This window comes from Rudanella lutea DSM 19387, assembly GCF_000383955.1.
GTDB lineage: Bacteria > Bacteroidota > Bacteroidia > Cytophagales > Spirosomataceae > Rudanella > Rudanella lutea.
Map to the genome: position 1 here is coordinate 167,968 of NZ_KB913014.1, position 23,498 is coordinate 191,465.

Annotated in this window: 19 protein-coding genes and 2 pseudogenes; 10 read left to right on the forward strand and 11 right to left on the reverse strand. The window is 54.1% G+C overall.

Translation table 11 applies throughout. The annotated features are described in order from the left end of the window. The first annotated feature begins 202 nt into the window (after positions 1-202). Positions 203-3,160 (forward strand): choice-of-anchor Q domain-containing protein, encoded by a 2,958-nt coding sequence (locus RUDLU_RS0126450; protein ID WP_019991468.1) that lies wholly within the window; start codon positions 203-205, stop codon positions 3,158-3,160. A 294-nt stretch (positions 3,161-3,454) separates the two neighbouring features. Here the strand turns inward: RUDLU_RS0126450 and RUDLU_RS30215 are convergent, their stop codons facing one another. Further along, entirely contained in the window at positions 3,455-3,613 is a 159-nt protein-coding gene (locus RUDLU_RS30215) for a hypothetical protein (protein WP_019991469.1), read from the reverse strand. Positions 3,614-3,927: 314 nt separating this feature from the next. Here RUDLU_RS30215 and RUDLU_RS0126460 point away from each other — a divergent pair, with 314 nt between their 5' ends. The 7 genes and pseudogenes from RUDLU_RS0126460 (at position 3,928) to RUDLU_RS0126490 (ending at position 11,409) form a co-directional block, all read left to right on the forward strand. Then, positions 3,928-4,305: a MerC domain-containing protein gene (locus tag RUDLU_RS0126460; RefSeq protein ID WP_019991470.1), complete on the forward strand. Its 378-nt coding sequence runs from the start codon at positions 3,928-3,930 to the stop codon at positions 4,303-4,305. Then, a pseudogene (locus tag RUDLU_RS29500) lies at positions 4,281-4,795 on the forward strand (CobW family GTP-binding protein); the annotation flags it as partial. The gene RUDLU_RS0126460 and the pseudogene RUDLU_RS29500, both read left to right, overlap by 25 nt. 143 nt (positions 4,796-4,938) lie before the next feature. Further along, complete coding sequence (locus tag RUDLU_RS0126470) at positions 4,939-5,391, forward strand: hypothetical protein (RefSeq protein ID WP_083940695.1); 453 nt, start codon at positions 4,939-4,941, stop codon at positions 5,389-5,391. Between the two features lie 26 nt (positions 5,392-5,417). After that, a complete protein-coding gene (locus RUDLU_RS0126475) occupies positions 5,418-7,886 on the forward strand; it encodes a TonB-dependent receptor (RefSeq protein ID WP_019991473.1) in 2,469 nt (822 codons plus the stop codon). A 3-nt stretch (positions 7,887-7,889) separates the two neighbouring features. Then, positions 7,890-9,338, forward strand: a complete 1,449-nt coding sequence (locus RUDLU_RS0126480; RefSeq protein WP_019991474.1) for an ABC transporter permease — start codon at positions 7,890-7,892, stop codon at positions 9,336-9,338. Position 9,339: 1 nt separating this feature from the next. Next, complete coding sequence (locus tag RUDLU_RS0126485) at positions 9,340-10,692, forward strand: DUF3526 domain-containing protein (protein ID WP_019991475.1); 1,353 nt, start codon at positions 9,340-9,342, stop codon at positions 10,690-10,692. Positions 10,693-10,707: 15 nt separating this feature from the next. Further along, the gene (locus RUDLU_RS0126490; protein WP_019991476.1) at positions 10,708-11,409 is read left to right on the forward strand and encodes an ABC transporter ATP-binding protein; all 702 of its coding nucleotides are present in this window, start codon (positions 10,708-10,710) and stop codon (positions 11,407-11,409) included. 246 nt (positions 11,410-11,655) lie between these two features. On the opposite strand, the gene RUDLU_RS0126495 is transcribed toward RUDLU_RS0126490, so the two are convergent. The 7 genes from RUDLU_RS0126495 to RUDLU_RS0126525 all read right to left on the reverse strand — a co-directional run bounded on the left by RUDLU_RS0126495 (position 11,656) and on the right by RUDLU_RS0126525 (position 18,657). Then, positions 11,656-12,279: an HmuY family protein gene (locus RUDLU_RS0126495; protein WP_019991477.1), complete on the reverse strand. Its 624-nt coding sequence runs from the start codon at positions 12,277-12,279 to the stop codon at positions 11,656-11,658. Between the two features lie 19 nt (positions 12,280-12,298). Next, positions 12,299-12,523: a hypothetical protein gene (locus RUDLU_RS0126500; protein ID WP_157580848.1), complete on the reverse strand. Its 225-nt coding sequence runs from the start codon at positions 12,521-12,523 to the stop codon at positions 12,299-12,301. Between the two features lie 162 nt (positions 12,524-12,685). Next, positions 12,686-14,785 carry a TonB-dependent receptor plug domain-containing protein gene (locus RUDLU_RS0126505; RefSeq protein WP_019991479.1) on the reverse strand — a complete coding sequence of 700 codons (2,100 nt, stop codon included), beginning with the start codon at positions 14,783-14,785 and terminating at the stop codon, positions 12,686-12,688. Between the two features lie 2 nt (positions 14,786-14,787). Next, positions 14,788-15,813 carry a hemin-degrading factor gene (locus tag RUDLU_RS30220; protein WP_027303403.1) on the reverse strand — a complete coding sequence of 342 codons (1,026 nt, stop codon included), beginning with the start codon at positions 15,811-15,813 and terminating at the stop codon, positions 14,788-14,790. A gap of 12 nt (positions 15,814-15,825) precedes the next feature. Continuing rightward, the gene (locus tag RUDLU_RS30225; protein ID WP_019991481.1) at positions 15,826-16,659 is read right to left on the reverse strand and encodes a heme ABC transporter ATP-binding protein; all 834 of its coding nucleotides are present in this window, start codon (positions 16,657-16,659) and stop codon (positions 15,826-15,828) included. A 3-nt stretch (positions 16,660-16,662) separates the two neighbouring features. Continuing rightward, positions 16,663-17,763, reverse strand: coding sequence for a FecCD family ABC transporter permease (locus RUDLU_RS0126520; RefSeq protein ID WP_019991482.1), 1,101 nt, complete (start codon positions 17,761-17,763; stop codon positions 16,663-16,665). A gap of 12 nt (positions 17,764-17,775) precedes the next feature. Next, positions 17,776-18,657 (reverse strand): heme/hemin ABC transporter substrate-binding protein, encoded by an 882-nt coding sequence (locus RUDLU_RS0126525; protein WP_019991483.1) that lies wholly within the window; start codon positions 18,655-18,657, stop codon positions 17,776-17,778. Positions 18,658-18,809: 152 nt separating this feature from the next. Here RUDLU_RS0126525 and RUDLU_RS29080 point away from each other — a divergent pair, with 152 nt between their 5' ends. Continuing rightward, entirely contained in the window at positions 18,810-19,784 is a 975-nt protein-coding gene (locus RUDLU_RS29080) for a helix-turn-helix domain-containing protein (RefSeq protein WP_019991484.1), read from the forward strand. A 298-nt stretch (positions 19,785-20,082) separates the two neighbouring features. On the opposite strand, the pseudogene RUDLU_RS28520 reads toward RUDLU_RS29080, so the two are convergent. From RUDLU_RS28520 to RUDLU_RS29960, 3 genes and pseudogenes are all read right to left on the reverse strand, one after another. Beyond that, positions 20,083-21,163: pseudogene (locus RUDLU_RS28520) on the reverse strand (IS481 family transposase). Beyond that, positions 21,147-21,347 carry an IS3 family transposase gene (locus RUDLU_RS30725; RefSeq protein WP_157580850.1) on the reverse strand — a complete coding sequence of 67 codons (201 nt, stop codon included), beginning with the start codon at positions 21,345-21,347 and terminating at the stop codon, positions 21,147-21,149. Before RUDLU_RS30725 ends, RUDLU_RS28520 begins: the two are co-directional and overlap by 17 nt. A gap of 462 nt (positions 21,348-21,809) precedes the next feature. Continuing rightward, positions 21,810-21,962, reverse strand: coding sequence for a hypothetical protein (locus RUDLU_RS29960; protein WP_157580852.1), 153 nt, complete (start codon positions 21,960-21,962; stop codon positions 21,810-21,812). A 687-nt stretch (positions 21,963-22,649) separates the two neighbouring features. Between RUDLU_RS29960 and RUDLU_RS29085 the strand changes: the two genes are divergently transcribed. Continuing rightward, positions 22,650-23,045 (forward strand): helix-turn-helix domain-containing protein, encoded by a 396-nt coding sequence (locus RUDLU_RS29085; protein ID WP_019991486.1) that lies wholly within the window; start codon positions 22,650-22,652, stop codon positions 23,043-23,045. Positions 23,046-23,498: the final 453 nt, after the last annotated feature.

Consider the following 23,498-nt stretch of genomic DNA (forward strand, 5'->3'; position numbering starts at 1 on the left):
ATTCATTCTCCGTACAACTGATAGTCGCTATTACATAGCCTATTGCGGGGCCGCCCTTTAGGTTTGTAGCATAGTAATATTCCAAGATTTGGGATAGCTTGCTAACAAGTAAACAGGGTGGGCTAGCCTATGGGGCCGCAGAGTATCAGCTCTATGCTCGGATTCAGGACCCACCCAGACAAAGCCTTACCGCAAAAATCCTATGCCCCGCACGTCTACTTTCTGCTTTAGCACCCGTATTGGTTTGAGTCTGGCAATGCTGCTGTTATGTAGCGCAACCACGTTTGCTCAGAAAGTTCGCTACGTTACCACGACGGGCACCACCCCCGCTACGTCGGCTACGACCAGTTGGGCCACCAGCACCACGGATTTACAGGGGGCCATCAACGCCAGCGGGCCCGGTGATCAGGTATGGGTAGCCGTCGGGGTGTACAAGCCTTCCAGCAGTACCGCCCGAACCGCCAGTTTCTCCATGAAAGATGGGGTAGCCATTTATGGTGGGTTTAGCGGTTCGGAAACAAGCCTGAACCAGCGCCCTGCCAACAACCCGGTTACGGGGCCCGGCGGGGCATCGCAGCCCAGCATCGGAACCCCAACCGGCAGTACGTTGAGTGGCGATATTGGGGTGGTAGGTAACAACAGCGATAACAGTTACCATGTCATTACGAATGTACCGTTACTGACCACCTCGGCGGTGCTGGATGGCTTTGTCATCACCGGGGGCAATGCCAATGGATTAAACAACAACGGTTACGGAGGAGGTGTGTTCAATTATGTGCCAGGACCGGGTGTCCCCTTTAGCCCGCTTTTCCGTAATTGTTTGTTTCAGGACAATCAGGCGGCTTTGGGCGGGGGCATGATGAACTTGGCCTTGAACAACGGTGACGCTGGCCCGCAACTGATTAACTGTGCATTCAGAGACAATACGGCTACCGATACTGGTGGCGCGATGGCTAACCTTGGGCAGGCTGGCGATACAAACGCACAACTAACCAACTGCACCTTTCAGGACAATACAGCTAACTATGCCGGGGCGGTGTACAATGCCGGGTTCTTTTCGGGTAGCTACACAGGAACTCAACTGACTAATTGTTCCTTTGAGCGAAATCAGGCAACCGTTTCCGGTGGGGCCATGTATAACTATGGAAATAATTACGGCATATCGAATCCACAGCTGACCAACTGCTCTTTTATGAATAATAAGGCTGCTTCAGATGGCGGAGCCATGTATAATGATGGCCGAAATTCGGGTCAGTCGCTGCTACGGTTGATAAACTGTTCGTTGCAGGGTAACACAGCTACGAGCCCCAGTGGGGCCCTATATAATTATAGCAACGTAGGTCTCAGTAGAGCTGATCTGACGAACTGTATTGTCTGGAATAATCCCGTACTTAATCAAGGGGGCATAGTTATCGCCAATTATAGTCTTTTCGATGCGTCTTCGTTTATCAGTGGCTCCACAAACATAAGCACGGCCACATCGCCGTTCACCAGCACGGCTACGGCGACATTAACCTCCTGCTCACAGGCACTCAATGCGGGTAGTCCACTGAGTCAAACAGTACTAACGGCCCCCTACTCAGAAACGGCTGTACCTACAACTGATCTGGCAGGGAACCCCCGTATCGTCGATAGTCGGGTCGACATTGGCGCGGTAGAGTTTCAGGTCGTTTACCCTGCCCGCCTGTATGTATCCATCAGTCAGACGGCGGTACCGGGCGACGGGCAAAGCTGGGCGACGGCCTATCCCGATTTGCAGCAGGCGCTGAATTATGCCTGCCCGATAAATCTGACCGAAATATGGGTTGCCAGTGGGGCCTATAAACCCACAACCACAACTGGCCCCGCCAGTCGTAGCATCAGTTTTGCCATGAAGAACGGCGTTTCTATTTACGGGGGCTTTTTCGGCACCGAGACCATGCTGAGCCAGCGCCCACCAGTTAACCCCATCACGGCAGAAGGCCGTCCCGGTAGCCCATCCAGCAGTACGCTGAGCGGGGATATTGGCACAGTGGGTAACACTAACGACAACAGCTACCATGTTGTCAGCAATCCGCAGGGATTGACTACCGGAACGCCGGATCGTGCGACCCTGCTGGATGGCTTTGTCATTACGGGCGGCAACGCCAATGGAGGTTCCACGAATAATTACGGGGGAGGAGTTTTCAACAATGGGCGGGGTGGGGCCGGACTGGCCTGTAATCCAGCCTTCCGCAACTGTCTCATTCAGGGCAATACGGCTGCGTCATACGGTGGGGGCATGTACAACGATGGTCAGCAGGGAGGCAGCGCCAGTCCTGAACTAACCAACTGCCTTATTCAACACAATATGGCTGGCAGCATAGGCGGGGGGATGTACAACGATGGGGTGGGCGGTACCGCCAGTCCGTCACTTCTGAACTGTATTTTTCAGAACAACTCGGCCGTTAGTCTGGGCGGAGGTATGCATAATGATGGACGGTCAGCGGGGCAAGCCTATCCACAACTGGCAAACTGTGCTTTCCTGAACAATACCGCTACCGCTTACGGTGGGGCCATCGCCAACGATAGCGGGAGCCCTGTCTTGACCAACTGTTCCCTCCAGGGCAATACGGCCAATCAGGGCGGGGCCATTTATAACTCCAATAGCTTTCCGTTGGTAACCAACTCTATTTTTTGGAACAACGGAGCCAGTAATGCCATTGTCAACTTTGTCAATAGTGTTACGGTGGCCCGCTACTGTCTGGTCGATGCCGCCACTACCGTCAGTGGCCTCACGAATCTGACTGCCACCAGTTCCCCCTTTCGATCCGCTACGTCGGTGGCTCTGTTGGCCAGCTCGGCTGCCATTAACGCCGGGAACCCAGGCAGTGTTACGGTAGCCAATCCGCCTTATTCCGAGACGTCTCTGCCCACGATTGATTTATTTGGCAATCCCCGCATCGCCTTTGGTCGGGTCGATATCGGGGCCGTTGAACTGGCCGACATCTTCACCGTGAAAAACGGGCTGTGGAGCGATGCCACGGTATGGAATGTGAATCGGGTCCCGGTAGCTGGTGAGCGCGTCCGGCTACGGCACACGCTACAGGTGGGAGACGTGTTCGGGGTAGGGAAGATTGTTTACGAGTCAACCGGCCGGGCGGTGTTCACGGCGGGGGGAAGGTTGCAACTCCAGCCGTAAGAAAGGGAGGAGGCAAACATGGGTTATATTCGTGATGACTCATGTTTATCCTCAGATGAACCGTAAACTGGTTTAAATTTTGTGAACCATCCGGCTGATACCCGTACCGGAAGGTATGATAATAGCCTTCGCTGGTGGAGGTTGGCGTTGTTGGAGCCTTTTTGTAATAGCTCAGAATTTCGACCCTGGCAAACTTACCGTCGCCGGTCCGAATCACGAGTACCTTACCGGGTATAGGCGTGATAATCATGTTGGCGAGTTACACCACCCCCGGCCCGAGCTGGCCTGAATAGCCTACTGCGCGGGACTCTCGTCGGTGGCGAAGGTGGTGCCTGCCGGAACCGCCTTTAACTCCTCAAACGTACCGGTATGAATAAAGGCGTCCCCTCTGCCCGAACGGATACTGCCCCCGTTGACAATCATGGTGGTAGCCCGGAACCCTCTGGAACACATCACTGATCATGCAGGATACCGCGACGTTGTTTTTGCCCTATTCAATTTGCCTGGTCTGCATCTGCCCCGGTGTACTGCTCGGATTTAGGGCCAACATGGAGCGCGTATGAATCGAAATAGAAGGATTCTCAAAGAATACCTTAAACATATACTCGCCCGCGTAATCATCTCTACTCTACAAGAAATCGTATTGCAACTCAGTTGCAATAAATAATGCAATATGCTTGGTTAATCCGCTGAGAAACCTTCTATTTGCAACATTGTTGCATTTTTAAAGATTAAATAGTCTTTCGCTCAAAAAATAATGTTGACGAATGAAATCAATTTTACTTAAACAACGCGCTGATTATCTGGGCATCACGGGCTCGGTACTTTGCATTATCCACTGCCTGATTACACCCATGGCGGTGATGACGTCAACACTGCTTAACCACGATACGCTCCGAATCGGTTTTCTAAGCCTTGACTACCTATTCATCGGTATCAACATCGTGGCAGTTTGGTCGGCTTCGCGGCATACTTCAGGGCCAATTCGAGTAGCCTTGTGGAGCTTTCTGGCCCTGTTCGCGGCTGGTTTACTGCTCGAAGACATCAGTCCGATCGCTGAATATCTAGCCTATGCCGCTTCGCTGGGGCTTGTTGTTACCCATCTGGCTAATATCCGCCACTGCCGTACGCACCACGCTCACTAACGTCTGCTTATGAAAACACATCAGAGACAGTGCTGAGCGGCTTAATAGGGCCGGCAAGACAACCCTGCTCAACCACGTGCAGCACGACAAGCAGGGCCTTGGAGTAGCCGTTATTGTCAACGATATGAGCGAAGTCAACGTTGAAGCATAGTTGGTTATTCAGCAGAAAATCCTGTCGAGTTCGGAGGAGAAGCTGGCCGAAATGAGTAACGGCTTCATTTGCTATACCATGCGCGACGACCTGATGCCGGAAGTCGAAAAACTGGCCCGCGAAATCCGGTTCGACTACCTGCTCCTTAAATCCTCCGGTATATCCGAGCTTCTGCCGGTGGCTCAGACGTTCTCCTGACGGTCCGCCGGTGCGCGGTCCGCCGTTGCGGTTGATGAAGAAAAGGGAATCGATGTATCGCGGTTTGCCCCGCTCGATACGCACGTTACCGTGGTCGATGCGTTCAACTTTCCCAACGACTTTGGCTCAACCGACAACGTGTAACAATGGGCACGTCAAATGATATACACTGTAAACGAGGCAGGATACGCAGCTGTACTGATTTCCTGAGGCACATTTTGCAACACAGTTGCAATTATTGTAGTTTTGCAACACAGTTGCAAAATGTACCTCATCTGACAGCCATGCTAACCATTCGTCAATACTGTGCGCTTTTATTGGGTTGTGGCCTTGCCGCCTGCTCATCAACTGACAAGAAAGATCCGCTGCTTGTTGAGGCTGCTCAATATCATCAGCAGGCCACCGAGATTCAGGCCGCAATAGAGCCGCAACTAGAGCAAGTTGATTCACTTAAAAAGGCTCTGCTTACGCAAAAGTCGCCCGAAGCCGCAACCCGTATTGTCGCGCTTGATAGCCTTAAAACGGCTTTTGAGGAATGGGAGGAAAATCTGGTCGAAGTACCGGGCATGCCACACAACCATACGCATGAACACGGGAAAGGCGGGCATTCTCATAAACATGCCGATGCTACCCTGAAAGACCTGCCCGCCGAGCAGATGCGCGACCTGCAACGCGAAACCCTCAACAACATCCGGCAGATTCAAAACCGCCTGAATACGTTAACTAAAGCCGACTAGCACTCCGTATTCTGAATACAACCTACATGAAACACCTATTTACGATTCTTCTGGTAATCAGCTCATTTTACAGTCAAGCGCAGACCATTACGGGCAATGTAATTGACGCTCAGACCGGAAGCCCGGTGGTGGGAGCAACCGTTAAACTCCTCAATACCAACAAAGGAACTGCCACCGACAGTACCGGCAAATTTGCGCTCGATGCGCCCGCCACCGGTACATTGCAGGTCTCGTTTATTGGCTTTAAAACCACGACGGTAAAGGCCCGTGAGCGTTTTTTTACGATTGAACTGGTCCCCGAAGTGTCCGAGCTTCAGACCGTGGAGGTAATCGGGCGCGTTGCCCGGGATTACAACAGTGAGTATTCGTTTTCGGCTACCAAAATCGCTGCGCTCAACAAGGATATTCCGCAGTCGATTGGCACCGTAACCAAAGAACTTATGGCCGACCGGCAGGCATTTCAACTGGCCGATGCGGTGAAAATTGTGAGTGGTGTAACACCCTCCAGTTTTTATAACCAGTACGCCATTCGGGGCATCAGCCAGAACGAAGAAGGGCAGATTATCAACGGCATGCGCACCCGGCAGTATTATTTCCTGCAACCGCTGACGACTAATATCGAACGGGTGGAAGTGCTCAAAGGGCCTGCCAGTGCGTCGTTTTCGTCGGTCGATCCGGGGGGGAGCATCAATCTGGTGACCAAAAAGCCGCTGGCGGTCAACCGCAAAGAGGTAAGCCTGAGCGCGGGCAGTTTCAGCACCCTGCGGGGGACGCTCGATTTTACGGGGCCGCTCAACGCGAGTAAAACCCTGCTGTACCGCGTGAATGGGGCTTATCAGGAAGCCCGCAGCTACCGCGATCTGGTTCGGAACAACGCGTTACTGTTTTCGCCGTCGTTCTCCTACACTCCCAGTCAAAAAACGGCGCTCAATGCCGAGCTGATTCTGAGCCGGTCGGCCGGTAACCTCGACCGGGGGCAGCCTATTTTCGGGGCCGTAGCGGGCCAAACCAACCTGAACAGCACGCCCATCAGCCTGAATCTGGGCGCGGCCAACGACTTTTTCAACTCCAACGAGCTGATCATTACCGGCAATCTGGCCCATAAGTTCACCGACCGCATCAGCGTCAATGTGTCGTACATGAAGCAGACCTGGCAGGAGGATTTGCAGGAACACCGGACCACCAATGCCTTTGCCGTTGATTTGACCAACAAGCCGGTTACGTCGCTGGCGGCCATGCAGTTTGTGCAACGAAAGCAGTTCTGGAACATCGACAACCTGAATGCTTACCTAAATTTTAATTTTGATACTGGCCCGGCTAGGCACGATTTGCTGGTGGGCTACGACCTCTCCGACTGGCAGAAGCTCAAGGGCGGTGGGCAGAATGCGGCCCGGGGCTTTTTGCTCAAAGACGGTTCCGTAGCGGGCTCGTTTGTGCTAGCCAATGCCGCTAATTACCAGACCATTACGACAGGGGGCGTAACGTTGCCCCGGCCCAACGTACCCTACTTTAATCTAGCGAACCCCAGCTACACCATCCGTAATAGCAGTGACTACGTGCTCAACGTTCGGACGCCTTTTCCGGCGGCACTCACCACCACCCACGCCGTTTACGCACAGGAGCAACTTCGCTGGAACAAACTCCGGCTGCTGCTGGGACTGCGCTACGAGTCGTTTCGGGATATCACCAACTATCAGTCGCCCGGCGAATCGTCGTTTACCCAAAGCGCCCTGCTGCCTCGTCTGGGGCTGACGTATAGTCTGCGGCCCAATTTGAACGTGTACGCAACGTACCTGGAGGGTTTCCAGGGACAGTCGAACACCGTGACGCTGATGCCCAATACGGGCAGTTTTTTCAATACGGCCAAATCGGCCAACCTGTTTGAGCCGCTGCGGAGCGACCTGAAGGAGATTGGGGCCAAAGCGCAGTTGTTCGGCGGGCGTATCAGCCTCAACGCAGCTGTGTATGAGATCAATCAGCGCAATCTGCTGCTTAACGCCAACCTGCCCGCTTTCCCCGACTCGCTCGTGACGCGCGGTGCCGAACGCAGCCGGGGCTTCGAGATGGATATTGCCGGTTATCTGCTTCCCAACTGGCAAATCAACGCATCGTACAGCTACATCGACGCGGTCATCGTCAGCGATAACGAAACCAGCCTGGTGGGGGCTCGCAAACAGAACACGCCCCGCCACAGCGGTAACCTCTGGACACGCTACAATTTCGGCACAAACTCAGCCCTGAGTGATCTGGGTATTGGGCTGGGTATGCAGTACAGCGGCAGCAAGATTCCCTGGTTCTCGCGGGCGTTTGAAGTACCTGCTTACACGCTCTTCGACATGGCCGTGTACTACACACCCGCCAAAAGCAATGTGCAGGTGGCCCTCAACATCAACAACCTGACCAATCAGACGTATTGGGTTGGTGCTCAGAACTACCTCCGCCTGTTTCCCGGTGCTCCGCGCAGTACGATGCTAACCCTGACGTACCGATTTTAACGTATGGCGCTCCGAATTCAACGATTGATTGCCCGTCATGTCTGGGTAACGGCCTTTAAAAACCGGGCCGTTATCGGGCTTTTTATCGGGATGGGCCTGTTGCTGATCTATGCCGCCTTTACGGGGTGGGTCACCTTTCGGCAGCAGAACGAAACGGGCCGCAAGTACCAGCAACAGGCCCGGCAAGACTGGCTGAGTAACCCTGATAAGCACCCGCACCGTATGGCGCACTACGGCCACTTTGCCTTCCGGCCCAAAGCCCCGCTGAGTGTGTTCGATGTGGGCATGGAGAGCTTTCTGGGCAACACCATCTACCTGGAAGCCCACAAGCAAAACAGCGTCAACTTTTCTGAAGCCGGCTTTTCGACGGGGCTCTTACGATTCGGGGAGATCAGCATGGCGATGGTGCTGCAACTGCTCCTGCCGTTGCTGGTGTTTTTTCTGGGTTTCGGCACGGTAGCTACCGACCGCGAAACGGGTACGTTGAAACTCCTGCTGAGTCAGGGGGTAAGCTGGCAGCAATTGCTGGTCGGCAAAAGCCTGGGCCTGATGGCGGTGATGCTTACGCTGTACCTCCCGGTGATGGCCGTGACGGCCTTGCTCTGGCTGGGCTTGCAGGAAGACGGTATCAGCGCCGATCAGACCCTGCGGCTACTACTGCTGATGGGGGCCTATTTTCTGTATCTGAGTTTCTTCTGCGTCATTGCCGTGCTGGTGTCGGCGCAGAGCAAAACGGCCAAAACCGCCCTGGTTTCGCTTATTGGCCTTTGGCTGATGCTCACGCTGGTGCTGCCCAGAGCCGCGCAGGCCCTCGGGTCGTATTTGTATCCCGCCCCCTCGAAAGCCCGGTTTCTGGCCGACGTGCAGGCCGATGTGCTCAAAGAAGGAGATAGCCATAACCCCAACGACCCGCATTACAAGGGCCTCAAAGATTCGCTGCTGACAGCGTACGGCGTGAATTCGGTGCAGAAACTGCCCTTCAATTATAGCGGGTTTGTGATGGCCGAAGGCGAGAAAATCAGCGCCCGCCTGTACAACAACCATTTTGGGCGATTGCTGGCGATTTACGAACAGCAAAACCGATTCACGAAAACCCTATCGTTTGTGAATCCGTATCTGGCTATTCGCAACCTGTCGATGGCGCTGGCCGGCACCGACTTTGCCACGTACGTCGATTTTCAGCGGCAGGCTGAAGCGTATCGCTACGGCATGGCGCAGAAGATGAATGACTTACAGATGCGTTTCATCAGCAACATAAAGCCGGGGCCTACCGAAAAACCGCTTCAGATTGACCACGAGCACTGGCAGGAAGTGCCCGATTTTACCTACCAGTTGCCCCCGCTGGCGAGCGTGTTGGGTCACGAACTGATCTCGCTGCTGGCCTTTGTTTTCTGGGCGGGTTTGCTGGTGTTGCTGACGAGACGATCAACCAAAACCTTAACCGCCGTCTGATATGAGCCGACTCCTTTTCATTCACTTTATCCGTTCGGCCGGCACCCGTATCGGGCTTCTTTTTCTGCTGGTCATTGGGCTGATCTCACTGCTGGTCGGCAACCAGTTTGCCCAACGCCAAAGGCAGGCCGTTGCCGACGTGGTCGCGTTTCAGCAAACCGATTTTCCCCGGCAGGCGGCCCTGCACCACAACGATCTGGGCTTGCTGCTGTACTACCTCAAATTCTCGGTGGTCAATCAGGCCCGCCCCCTTACGGCCCTTGCCATCGGGCAACGCGACGTCAACCCGTCGGTGCAGAGCGTGACGATCCGGGCGCTGGAAGGCCAGAAATACGACGCCGACCTGACCAATCCGGCCAACCTGCTACTGGGGAATGTCGATTTCAGTTTTGTGCTCATTTACCTGTTTCCGCTTCTGATTATCGCCTTCACCTACGCCCTTATTTCGGGCGAAAAAGAGGCTGGCACCTGGGCGCTCGTGGCGGTGCAAAGTCGGCATCTGCTGGGCTTTGTCGGTCGGCTTTTCCTGATCCGGCTCGCGGTGCTGCTGGCTGTACTCCTGCTCATTAGTGGCCTGGCCGTGGTCTTGCTGGGGATTCCGCTTGACGGGCCGTTCTGGCTTTTTCTGGGTACGTCGGTGGGGTATATGCTGTTCTGGTTCAGCGTCTGCTTTTGGGTGGCTTCGCTGCAACGGCGTTCCAGCACCAACGCCATGCTGCTGCTCGGCATCTGGCTGTTGCTACTGGTGGTGCTGCCTGCGGGCATCAACACCTACCTGACGGCCCGCTACCCCGTCCCCGAAGCGCAGGCGACCACGCTGGCGCAGCGGAAAGGCTACCACGAAAAGTGGGATATGGACAAAACGGCGACGGTGGAGAAGTTCTACGCCCACTACCCGCAGTTCAGGCAGGTGCCCGTTACGGCCATGCCTTTCGACTGGCGGTGGTACTACGCCATGCAGCAGTTGGGCGACGACGAATCAGCCGGTCAGGCGGGCGAACTGAGTCAAAAGCTCCGGGAGCGCGAACAGGCCAGCCGAACCATCGCCCTGTTTGTTCCGACGCTACACACGCAGCTTCAACTGGGCGAACTGGCCCGTTCCGGGCTGGGTAATCAGCTTCGCTTTCTGGATTACATGACGCGGTTCCACGAAAAGCTACGGCTCTATTTCTATCCTAAAATCTTCACGAACGTACCCGCATCAACCGAAAAGTGGACCCACTTCCAGGTCGATACGTTTGTGGATGCGGAAGCGGTCAGCCCGGTTTTGGTACTGGCCCCTCTGCTTTTGTTCAGCGCCCTCTTCGGGGGATTGGGCCTGCTCCGGTTCCGCCAAACAATCTATCACCTTTAAACGCCTTCAAGCCATATGCTCCAAGCCATCAACTTAACCAAACGCTATGTTCCGGGGCAGCCCCCTTCGCTTGATGCGCTGAACCTGAGCGTTCTGCCGGGCGAAATCTATTGTTTGCTGGGTCAGAACGGGGCGGGTAAAACCACCACCATCAACCTGTTCCTGGGTTTTCTGCAACCCACGTCGGGTCAGGCGCTGGTCAACGGCCTTGACGTGGCCGGGCACGCGCAGGAAACGAAGCGTTTTCTGGCCTACCTGCCTGAAACGGTCATGCTCTACCCGAACCTGACGGGTCTGGAAAACCTCGATTTCTTTGCCCAACTGGCCGGGTTTCGTCATGCTACCGATGAACTGCACGGACTTCTGAACCGCGCCGGACTCCAAACCGAAGCCCACACCAAACGGGTGGGTACGTATTCGAAGGGGATGCGGCAAAAGGTAGGCATCGCCATTGCGCTCGCCAAACAGGCCAAAGCCCTGCTGCTCGATGAGCCCACGAGCGGCCTGGACCCAAAAGCCAGTAACGAGTTCTCGGAGATCCTGACGGCCCTGGCGGGGGCCGGTACAGCTATTTTGATGGCGACCCACGACATTTTCCGGGCCCGCGAGGTCGGGACGCGCATCGGCATCATGCGGGCGGGGCACCTGGTCGAATCGCTGGACGCCCGCGACCTGACCGCCAACGAGCTCGAAGCCATTTATCTGCAAACGGTGTAGGGGAATTTAGCCCGAATGAAGCCCTAACAAGCCATGGCAAAGCAGCGGTTTGTTAGGGCACCCGTCACGAACACGTCCTGATTTCTTCAGTAATTATAATGTGAGGTATGGATAATACTTGTCGCAAATAGTTGTCGCACCAATAGTTGCTGGCCGGTGCAGCCCCTCGCGTCAGCCATTTTCCATAACTCACATTAATTACAGCTTTACAAGTCTACACCTAATGATCCTACGGCATTCCATAGACTAGTTTAGGGTCTGTGAACCATCCGGCTGATACACATACCGGAAGGTATAATATCGGCCTTGGCTGGTGGAGGTTGGCGTGGCCGGGGCATCCTTGTAATAGCTCAGTATTTCGACCTTGGCGTATTTGCCGTCGCCCGTACGGATCAATAGTACCTTACCCGGAATGGGCGTGATGATGGTGTTAGCATAGTTATACCACCCCCGGCCCGAACTTGCCGGAATAGCCAGTTGGGCGGGGCTCTCGTCGGTGGCGAAGGTAGTGCCCGCCGGAATGGCTTTCAACTCTTCAAACGTACCGGTATGAATAAAGGCGCCACCTCTGCCCGAACGGATACTGCCGCCGTTGACAATGATGGTGGTGGCCCGGAAGCCAATGTCCCACTTGTTGGTGGCCGAATCGCTATTGGCCACCTGCGCCCCGTCTTCCAGGCTAAACAGGGTAAACCGGTTCGTGGCGCCAACCGGCTGTCCGGTCTGTGGGTTAATCTGAGCCGGGTCGGCAGCGAGATTTTTGATGGTTTGGGAGGTAACCGGTTCAACGACCGGAGAATCGGTATCGTTACAACCGAATACAGAAAACAGCGTTAGTGTGGCGAAAAAGGTGATTTTGACAGATTGCATAGGTTGAGAATTGAAATTACTAGTTCAATGATTTATTGAGTGCTACGTACCAGTGCAAACGCGCTACAGCCTGAGCCAGCATGGCTTTGAGCGCAACGAGTTCGTCGGGAAGGAAGCTAAAGAACAGATCTGACGACGAGGTACAGAGATGAATGCGTTCTTCGTTCGGGTACTGCTCGAAATAAGCCCTGGCGTTGATACTCCGAACCGTCCATTCCAGCGACAGGAAGTCGTCATAGGTCATCCTTTGCGTAATGTTGTTAAACTGCACAAGCAGGCAGGGATAGCTCGCTACGACCAGATTGCCATGTAGCATAACCCGCCCCAAAGTCGATGTAGCCAGGGTGTGGCATGAACAAGCGCATCGCATAGGTTTTACTGTTTAAAGTTGATAAAATAGCCCGCTTCAGGAGCCTTTCGGAGTAGGCAGCAACGTCCAGCGGACTGAAGCGTACCACAACCGGCCGGGCAGATTCGGGATGTACTGCGGGTCGGTATGTCCGGCCAGATTGTCGACGCCCGCCTGAACCGTAAAAGCTTTCAGGGTTTTGCTGGCCGCTACGTTCCAGAGCATATAGCCGCTGACATACTCGTTGTCGGCATCCAGAATGACGTTGGCGTTTCGGTCGGCAAAGCCGTAGCGGCCCCGATAAATACCCCTCAAACTGGCGTCTATCCCTTGGCGGGGCAGTTCGTAAAACAGCTTGAGGTTAGCCATGTGGCGGGAGCGGTTATACAAGCCACCGTACTCATTGGCCCTGACGCGGGTGGTCACTAACGTTTCCCCGTTACGGCGAAAAACCTTGCCCAGCCGCAACTGCTCCACCACGGCCTTGTCTTTCGCCACCAGGTACTGGTAACCACCGCTGATGGTCAGTCGGCCAGCGCCAACGGTCAGCCGATAACTGCCATCCAGTTCGGCCCCCTGCGTAAAGACCCGATTCAGGTTTTTATAGCTGAATACGCTCTGACCGTTGGTTTTCATCGCTACGGCCTGTGTTTCAATCAGGTCACGGATGTCGTTGCGAAACAGGTTCAGGCTAGCCGTGAAGGGCAGGTTATACTGCCGGCTGAAATCCGCAGCTACGCCCAGATTAATCGCTACGGAGCTTTCGGCCCGAATGTCGCCAAATACGGCCGGATCGACCAGCACCTCGGCAAGCTGCCCCTGCCGTTGCAGACGTTCGAGGCTGGCGGCCAGTTCGTGCGTACCAAAGACGCTGTAGCCCACCACCGCATTATCGAAGTTCAGGTACAGCTGCCGAAAGTCCGGCGCTTTGAAACCAACGCCCGCGCTACCTCGCAAGGCAACCGTTTTGGTCAGTTCATACCGGGCCGATGCTTTGGGGCTAAACTGCGTGGCATACTGCGAATGTGCATCGTAGCGCCCACCCAGAATAATGTCCCAGCGGTTCGTCGGCAACCATTCGTACTGAAAGAAGGCGTATTTGTTCGTGAACCGTTGACGGTCCGTGTACCGGGTTGCCTCCACACTTTCGGCAATGAAGCCTCCGCCCAGCGTCAGAATATGCTTTTGGTTTAGATAATGATCCACCTGCACTTCGGGCCGGTCGAACGTCTGCCGGAAATAGCTTTGGTCGTATGGCTGACGGCTGTCTGTATACGCAAGGTTGGTTTGGGTACGGTACAACGTGCTGTAGTACCGATACGTTACCTTCCAGGCATCTGACAGCCGGTGGGTCAATACCGGGTTGATATTCCGGTCGGTCACACGACCCAGCCCGGCAACCGCCTGTGTGGGGCTTATCTCCAGCAGGTTGTCCTGCCGCTCAGAAAAATACCGCCCCGACACACTCAGTTTCAGCCGGGCGCTAAAATCAGCCGTCAGGCGTCCGCTAAGGGTATGATTCAGAAACGGCGAAACGGTGCGGCCAGTGGTTTCGGGCGTCAGGTCATACCCGGCTGACTCATAGCGGTTGCCAAACGCATACAGCCCAATTTTCCCGAAACGCAGGCCCACATCGCCGGTCAGGTCGCTGGTCCGGTTGGCACCATATCGGGCCGAGGCCGACGCCCGTGTCCGGGAGGGGTTTTCGGTAATGATGTTGACAACGCCCGCCAGGGCTTCCGACCCGTAGAGGCTCGACGATGGCCCCTTCACAATTTCAATCTGCTTGATGTTGCCCACCGCCAGCCGGTTCAGTTCGAGCGTTCCGGCGGTGCGGCCCACCAACGGCTCCCCATCGACCAGAATCAGCGTATAGTCCGGCCCGAAGCCCTGCACCTGCAGCCCCTGTCCGTGGTCGGTGACAATGGCGAGGCCGGTTTGTTCCTGCAATACGTCGTTCAGCCGCAGGGAGCCCATCTGCCGGATTTGCTCCCGCCCAATCACCGTCACGGGCATAGGCAGTGCGCCCATGGGCCGCTCCGTCCGGGTTGCCGTGACGACCACCTCGCTGAGGGCGCGGCTTTTCAGGCTGTCGGCCGGGCCGGTTGAGTCGGGAGTTTGCCCGATCAGGGCTATGGCAGTTACGAACAGCAGCATGGTTATTCGGCAAGTTCGGCCACTACGTCGCGCCAGTCTTGTTGCTCCGGAATGCCCGGTTTGCGTTTTCCAAAAATCAGAGCAATTTGATTCCCGGCGGCATCAAACAGTTCAAGACTTGTCACGATACCGTCCACCGTTGGCTTCTTCACCACCCAGGCCGAGGCCACGTGGTCTTCGCGCAGGTGCAGGTTGAAGGCAGGGTCCAGTACGTTGAACCACGGGCCCATCGGCACCAGTTTCCGCACCTCGCCCGTATGAATCTGAATACAGCCCCGGTTCCCCACGAAAATCATGATGGGCAAACCCGTTTCAGACACCCGCTTGAACACGAGCTTTACCTTGTCGAAGCTAGTCTGAACGGCAAAGCCTTCTGGGGCCAGATACATGGCCTGTAACCGGGAAACCTTGTAGGTACGAAGCATCCCGAAAAAGTCGTGCGTATCCTGCAAATCGCGCCAGGCCTGCTGAAAGTCCGCTACGGCAATATCGCTGTCGGGGGTTTCGGTAGCAGGCTCGGGTTTGGGGTCGATGGTCAAATGGGCGGACTGATCGACGGCCCGAAATTCTGCTACCAGCGTGTCATAGGCGGCTTCGTGGCTTTGGTCGGTCAGGTAGATTTTATGAACGGCCTCGCCGTCGCCGGTGAAGAATTGCAGGCTCCGGCGACCGTTTTCGCTAACCGCAAAGCCATGTTTCCAGTGCATCATGAACAGCCGGAGGTCGATGTCTTCGCCCAGTACCAGCCCGACATGGCCGTTAAACGACACGTTTTGGTAGTCGCCCTTGCGTTCGTGGACAACGCTGTCGTTACGGGTCAGGGCCATGACGTAGCCCAGCGAAGGCACCTGTTTCAGCAGTTCGCGGAAGTCGCCATCGAGCCGGATGGCCGTTTCGCCCAGGCCAGTTGCCACCAGTTCGGCTTCGCTAACGCCCAGTTGAGCCGCAGCATCGCGGATGCGGGCTTTGGGGTTTTCGGCCCGGAAGGCCGCGTACAATGTCTTAAGGTCTAGTGTTTCAGTTGTCATTGGGTAGATCGTTTAAGCAGTTTTCGAAAATGTGTGTAGTTGTCGGGAAGGCACGATGATGGGATAGGGTATATGGGCCTGATCAATGACATCAACCGATAATTGAAAGGCTTCCCGAATCGTCGTTGAGGTTAAAACCGCCGAAGGCTTACCCGATGCCAGCGACTGACCATCGTTCAGCAGCAGTACCCGGTCGGCATATTGCATCACCAGATTGAGATCGTGCAGGATGGCTACGACACCATACCCCCGCCGGGTCATTTCGTGGGCAATGTCGAGCAGCGCGTGCTGGTAATAGAGGTCAAGGCCGGTGGTAGGTTCGTCGAGAAGCAGGTATTTCGGCTGTTGGATAAAACCGTGTGGATTAGCGATTTCGTCGGCCGTCATGAGTTGGGCCAGTACTTTTGCCAGATGTACCCGCTGCTGCTCCCCGCCCGACAGCGTCGGTACGGCCCGCTCGGCCATGGGCGTGATGCCGGTTAGTTCCATGGCGTAGTCCACTACGGCCAGGTCTTCGGCACCGGGTCGCCCGTCGAAATGCGGATAACGGCCCATCATCACCAGTTCATACACACTGAAATGAAAAGCCAGTGGATTTTGCTGCGCCAGCACCGCCCGCCGACGCGCCAGGTGGACAGCACTGAACTGAAACACAGAGCGGTTATCGAGCGATACATATCCTTTGGTAGGGTTTAGCTCCCGGCTCAGGGTTTTCAGCAACGTCGACTTTCCGGCTCCGTTGGCTCCGGCAATGGCGACGAGTTCGCCGGGTTTAGCCACCAGCGACACGTCGTCCAGCAGCTTCCTCCGGCCAATTTGATGGGTTATGTGATAGGCTTCCAGCATGATTCAGGCAGTAACGGTTGGTTTTTTCTTGAGGAGCATGTACAGAAAAACAGGCGTACCAATCAGGGCCGTAATGATGCCAATGGGTAGTTCGGCGGGGGCGACCATCGTTCGGGCCAGTAAATCGGCTCCGGTCAGGACAACAGCCCCCAGCAGGGCCGATCCGGGCAGCACCAGCCGATGGTCGGCCCCGGCCACGAGCCGAATCAGGTGCGGAATAACCAGCCCCACAAAGCCAATGGCCCCGGCTACGGCCACCGACACCCCCACGCCCAGCGTAGCCAGCACAATCACCGACTGTTTCAGCCGCCCGGCGTTGATACCCAGGTGCTCGGCCCCACTTTCGCCCAGTGCAAAGGCGTTCAGCGATTTTGCCAGCCGGGGCATGAGCAGCAGCGGCAACGCCACGAAGGGCGCAATCACCTGAAGCATGTCCCAGTTGGCCCCACCCAGACTGCCCAGCCCCCAGAACGTAATGGTACGGAGCTGGGCGTCGTCGGCTACGTAGGTCAGCAGGCCCGTCAGCGCACCAGACAGGGCATTGACCGCCACACCTGCCAGCAACATGGTAGTTACCTGCACTGTACGGCCCTGCCGCGACAGTTGGTAAACCAGCCCCGTGGTTACGACGGCCCCCGTGAAGGCGGCTATCGACAGCATGTACAGACCGGCCTGCCCGGTGAGCATCGGCATCAGTTTCACCTGAAAGACAATGGTCAGGACGGCAAACAGCGAAGCCCCCGACGAAATCCCAATCAGGCCCGGATCGGCCAGCGGATTGCGAAAAAGCCCCTGCATGGCCGCCCCCGATATGCCCAGCACGGCTCCTACCAGCACCCCCAGCAACACCCGTGGCAGCCGGATAACCATCAGCACGGCCTCCTGCTGCGGCTCAACAGCCGTAACTGTCCAGCCAATCTGTTTCAGCAGAATAGCCAGCACGTTCGGAATCGGTATCGATACCGCCCCAACCCCCACTGACCAGACGACCACCAGCCCCAGCAGCAAACTCAACGTACCGTTCAGCCACCAGCCGCGCGAACGGCTGCGGATAGGCGTGGACGTAATGGACTTTGTTCGGATAGGTTCTACGTTGGTCAGCATGGGGTGGGGAGCTTACTTGTTAAGGGTTAGGTCTGGAGACAATTTCTGATTCAATTCCTGCACCGCCAGCCCAAGCCGGGGGCTAAAGCCCGTAAGCAGTTGTCCGTCCATTTCGATGACGTGGCGGTTGCGACCGGCCGTTGTTTGGGCAACGCCCGGCACTTTCAGCAGACCGTTGATCCCGCCCATGCTTTCCAGTCCGCTCGTAAACAGCAGCAGTACGTCCGGATTGGCGGCAATGAGCGCTTCGGCCGTCAGCGGTTTGAAGTTGTCGAAGTCCGTTACCGCATTGACGCCCCCGGCCAGTTGAATCATCTTCTCTACTGGTGTATTTCGGCCGGCCACCATCATATTTCCGGTGCCTCGGGCGTAGATGAACAAGACCTTCTGCGGTCGCGACGGCTTGCGGAGGTTTGCCAGATCCGCGTCAATTTTACGGATGAGCGCCGGAGCTTTGGCCGATTGCCCAAAGGCTGCGGCTACTTCCCGAATCAGCTTTTTAGCCCCTTCGGCGGAGTGGGTTTGGTCAAAAAAGAGGGTTTTCACACCTGCCTGCCCGAACTGTTGAATCACTTCAGGCTTTACGTCCATCCCGCCGTTGGTTTTGGTGCCCACCACAATGGTGGGTTGCAGCGCCAGTACGGCCTCGGCACCGATGTTGCGATTGTGACCTACTTTCGGGAGCTTTTCTATCGCGGCCGGATACGTACTCGTTACGTCGGTGCCGACCAGTTGCGCCTGTAATCCGAGCGCACAAAGAATTTCCGTGACAGTGCCGTTGAGGGATACAATGCGGGGCGGTTTCGGTGCCGATTGTGCCGTGCCCATAATGGGCATACTGAGCAATCCGCTAACAATCAGCAGGTAGTATGTGAAACGAAGTGTTCGGGTCATGATGAATAATTTTTATTGTTATTTAGATTAAATTTAAATAACGTTGCAAAGTAAAAGCGGAAAAGCCCCTGTCGACTTACGCAATCAGGATAATCACTTACGCAATCGGGATAAATGATTTACCTGATAGGGGCTACCAACAACGTTATACCATGAAGCTTACCCTACAGATTCCGGACACGAATGGACGCCTGACCGAATTGCCCGCCACTCCCTTCAATGGCTGTTATGAGCCGGATAACGCCCTGATAACCGTTGCGTTGCCTCTGGGAGAGGCCGGGATTCAGGCCGTTACCCTACGGCCGGGGGTATTGCTGGTATGGGGGAGTTATACGGTTGGGCAACCAACGCGTTTGTTGTGTAGAGGAGATGAGCCTGCCGTTGGACTACATTTTGTGCAGGCCGGGGAGATGACGCTGCACGGACCGAAGACAGACGCCCGACTGAACGTAGCCGCAAACAGACACACGGTATGGTTCGATGCCGGGACGGAATTCAGCATGACGGTTGGCCCACCGCAGCCTTCACGCGTGTTGTCGGTTTATCTGCAACCGGATGTTTTTGGTCAGCTGGTTGGGTATCCGTCACTGGGCGTACCGGAAGAAACGGATGTAGCAGAACCGCTGTCCTGTCGGCCCATCACGGCGGCCATGCAAACGGTGCTGGAGCAGATTACCGGCTGTGGGTTGTCGGGGGCGGTTCGGCGGTTATTTCTGGAGGCCAAAGTGATGGAGTTGCTGGCCCTGCAACAGGAACAGTTGAAGGCCTCTCTGGCTACCTCGCCCCCGGCCGAAAGTCACCCGGATGCCGACCGGCTACAGGAGGCCCGTCGGTTGTTAGAGGAGCGGTTCGACAACCCGCCCACGCTGAGCGAGTTAAGCCGACTGGTAGGCATGAATGAGTTTAAGCTCAAGAAAGAATTTAAGGCGCTGTACAAGGAAACCGTGTACGGCTGGGTACTGAACTACCGGCTGGAACATGCCTACGACCTGCTGAAAACAGGGCGGTATTCCGTTAGTGAGGTAGCCTATACGGTGGGGTATCAACACCCGGCCCATTTTACAACGGCTTTTCGAAAGAAATTCGGATTAGCTCCTCGTGAAGTAGATATTTCTGGTGCTCAATAGAGTGAATGATGTGTGGTCAATCAATTCTCAACGTTGTAATGACTCTATCGAAACAAAACTTTGTGCTCGAATAATCGCCAGACTGGGTGCATGTGAGCGATTCGTTCACACAACTGGCCGGCAATTTCATAACGGCGCACACGACAAAGCTGGAGAGCCTGGCGAACTTTACCTAACTGTCAACACGCTCTTCAACAATCAAATACTTTTTACCATCACGTTCCTCAAAACGGTACATCGGATTATTTCTATATTCAGCCAGACTGTATAAGTCAAGACTTGGTCTGACAAACATTAATCATCGGACAGTTTGTTGAGTGAATAGTCGGGTGTCCGATAGATCCTTCTCCCAAGCTAGCTTCACCGAATCCACGAAGGTCTGATATGGCGTTTTGCCGAAGCAATACTTGCCCTGATGCGTGCGCTCCCGATTGTAATCTTCTAAGCAAGCATCCAAATCTCTCTGCAACTCTTCGAGCGAAAAATACACTTTTTTGCGAAACGCGACGGTATAAAACTCGTCTTGATTCGTCTTGTGAAACCGTTCACAGATGCCGTTTTGCTGGGGAGAGCGGACTTTGGTGCGGGTGTGCTCAATGTCTTCAATAGAGAGAGTTAAAGATGGTACTCGTGGTGTTCCGCTTTGCCGCAGAACCCAGTACCCCGGTCTGTTAAAACCCGTAGAAGTTTAATCGCATGGGCATCGAAGAACGGTACCTCTCAGTCATTAAGCAGATCGGCCGCCACTAGGGCGGTCTTGCGATCATACACTTTGGCAAAGGGTACTTTGGAGTAGGTGTCAACAAAGGTTTGCTGATAGATACGGTCTACTCCTTTAATGGTGCCGACAAAGTAGGTGTCCGCGAGCCTAAGTAGCCTGGAAATATTGTTTCTATCTTGCCGGTGGCTAGTTGTTCCTCTTTGTCTTTTTCCATGGCCTTTAACTGAGATTCGGTCAGTACAAGGCCTTTCTGAGCGACTTTAGCCTCAAGGGCCTTGAGTCGCTTGGCGAATACTTCCACCCGGGACGCCGGTGCGTTCGTGCCGCAGCCAGACCGAACGCACACCACCGGGTGAAATGAAGAGACCTTTTTTGCGTAGTTCGTTGCTAACCCGAACCTCTCCATAGGCGGGTTGGTCGATAGCGAGAGCCACCACTGCCTGCTCAATCTCGATGGCCACCCGGTTCTTTTCGATGGGTTTGGTCGGGTGAGTTCTTGCAGAGCCGCTTCGCCCCCAGTTTCGTAGAGGTCTTTGAAACGGTAGTAGCTGCCTCGGCTGTAGCCCATCACCTTGCAGGCCTGGTAGACGCTGCCCAGGGTTTGCGCCCGTTTGAGCACACCGAGTTTGTTTTTGATGATCTTATCCTGTGTAGTCATCGTACTTTTGATCTAATAAAGGTGAAACAAATTGTACACCATTTGTCAGATTAAGTCTTGACGAATACAGATTATACCAACCCTCAATATATTCAAATAGAGCCAACTTCGCCTGGTGACGTGTTTCAAAATCAACATGATTAACCATCTCACATTTCAGTGTTTTGAAAAAGCTTTCGGCCACGGCATTGTCCCATCGGACCGCCGAAGCGGCAGTTCCCTTGTCGGCTCATACTTTGCAAGACGGGTAACTCCTTTAATTGATCCCGAAATTCAATGCAGGCATATTGTACACCCAGATCAGAATGAAAAAGTAGTTCACCATCTAGCGGCCTATTTTTCAGAGCCATTTGAAAAGCTGCATTGCTGGTATCAACTGCTTTCAACGTATCACTCAAAGCCCAGCCCACCACCTTCCTGTCTGGACTTACTACATTTGAGTGGAGACTTTTTTAGGCGGATTGGGGGGCTAATCCAATTGGACGATAATTAAATGACGTGTGTATGACGAATCCTTTTATAGTATATCGGGTTCAAGTTGAGCCTCTTTGAGCTTTTCTGGAGTCGTTTGATCAGCTTCTGTTCTTCGCTCAGTACAGCGGTTGGTGGGACTATCTAATCGGTATTTTTGTGGTTTTGCCGCCATTTAGTAATTGGACCGGTTCACCGGTGCGATTGAGTCGATGCTTAACTCGCGGGCAGCCTCTTGTACGGAGCCATTGGCATAGGATAACTCGACCTGTACGCCAAGGTGGCCCATATCTCTAAATGTCTCGTTGAATACATGCCTTTTTTTCATGAGTACCTTCTAGCTTGCCATAAATGCGATTAAAAACTGTCTCCAGTCAAATGAAGCAAGTCTATTTGATTATACAAGGTCGTTGGCATGTGGACGACTCTCAGTAGAGGGATACTCGTCGCAACTATATTCTAGGTCGACTAATTGATTGTAGAGTTTAAAATACTTGACTATTTTATTACTTTCATCGTCAAGGAAGAGACCTAGGAACGTTACAGCCCAGCTGTACAGTTCGTCTTTTGAAGGATCCGTTTGATAAATCCGAATCACCTCAAAGGCCATAGTCAAAACAGCTCTATTCACATAGAATTGTCGTTCATCTCCTGTAATAACTTCTCCATTTAGCCGTACTATCGATTCGGTGTAAAGGCTTCTTGATTGTAACCGATTAGCCACTGTATCAACTGTCATTTTGCGTTAGATCAAACTGTTAAGCAATCAAATTAACATGGAATCTGTGCGTAGCTGCAACAACAGCCTAAGAAAATAGGCTTCTCTTTTCAGGCAAGTTTAAATTTACTTGTAATCATTATTTCTAATGTTCGTTTTGATTCTGTTCACGTACTTTTTCCATCAATCGCGTTTGTAATAAACCGTGACTGATCAATACTATACAGCAAAAAAACACCTGTTTTACGAAAATTTTGAGTTAGAAAGTGGTAGATTTATAGCTTTAAGGAAAATAAAATGGAGTACGGAAAAAAGATTCGGCAGTTTAGAGAGCGGAGAGGGCTCTCTCAAGAGTACATGGCTACCAAACTTGATATATCGCAGAATGCCTACTATAAATTGGAAACCGGGGAAACCCGTTTAAAAGTGGATACGCTTAAGCAGATCTCAGACATTCTTGAGGTCAATCCGGCGGAACTTATGCTGGAAGAAACCGAAAAGTATAAGTTCAGCCAGTCGAATAACACTGTAACCACCGCCAATAGCTTAGCGATCTATCAGCAAAATTTCGATGAGGAGCGACGAGTGTGGCAAGAATTAGATCGAAGTCGATTAACGACTATCGAGACTCAGCAACTTGTCATTGAAGCTCAAAAAATGATGATTGAAAAACTGAGTCGGAAAGGGGAGTAGCCTATTGTTGTTATTGTGCTATTCCGAATTCAAAAGGTCAGTTGCGATTAGAGCCTAAGCCGCTTTGAGGCCCTCCCAAGAACTGGACCGCTCAACGATTTAGGATCGGACGGTCATTTGTTTTTCTTTCATTGCCCACTCCGACCTCATCGGGCGTAAGTCCGCCAAGCGAGTTATGGGGTCGAAATGAATTATATTCTTGACCGCACCGGCCTTTAGCTTAATGAAGGTGCCAGTACGGTTCATCCCCACGCGGGTGGGGAGCATTAGGATTCGTGATGCAATGTCCGAATTCCAGCCGGTTCATCCCCACGCGGGTGGGGAGCATGACTGCGAGATGTGGCGGAAAAAGCGTACAACCGGTTCATCCCCACGCGGGTGGGGAGCATCCGGTCACCTGCACAGCCGAACAGCTTTGTCACGGTTCATCCCCACGCGGGTGGGGAGCATCGA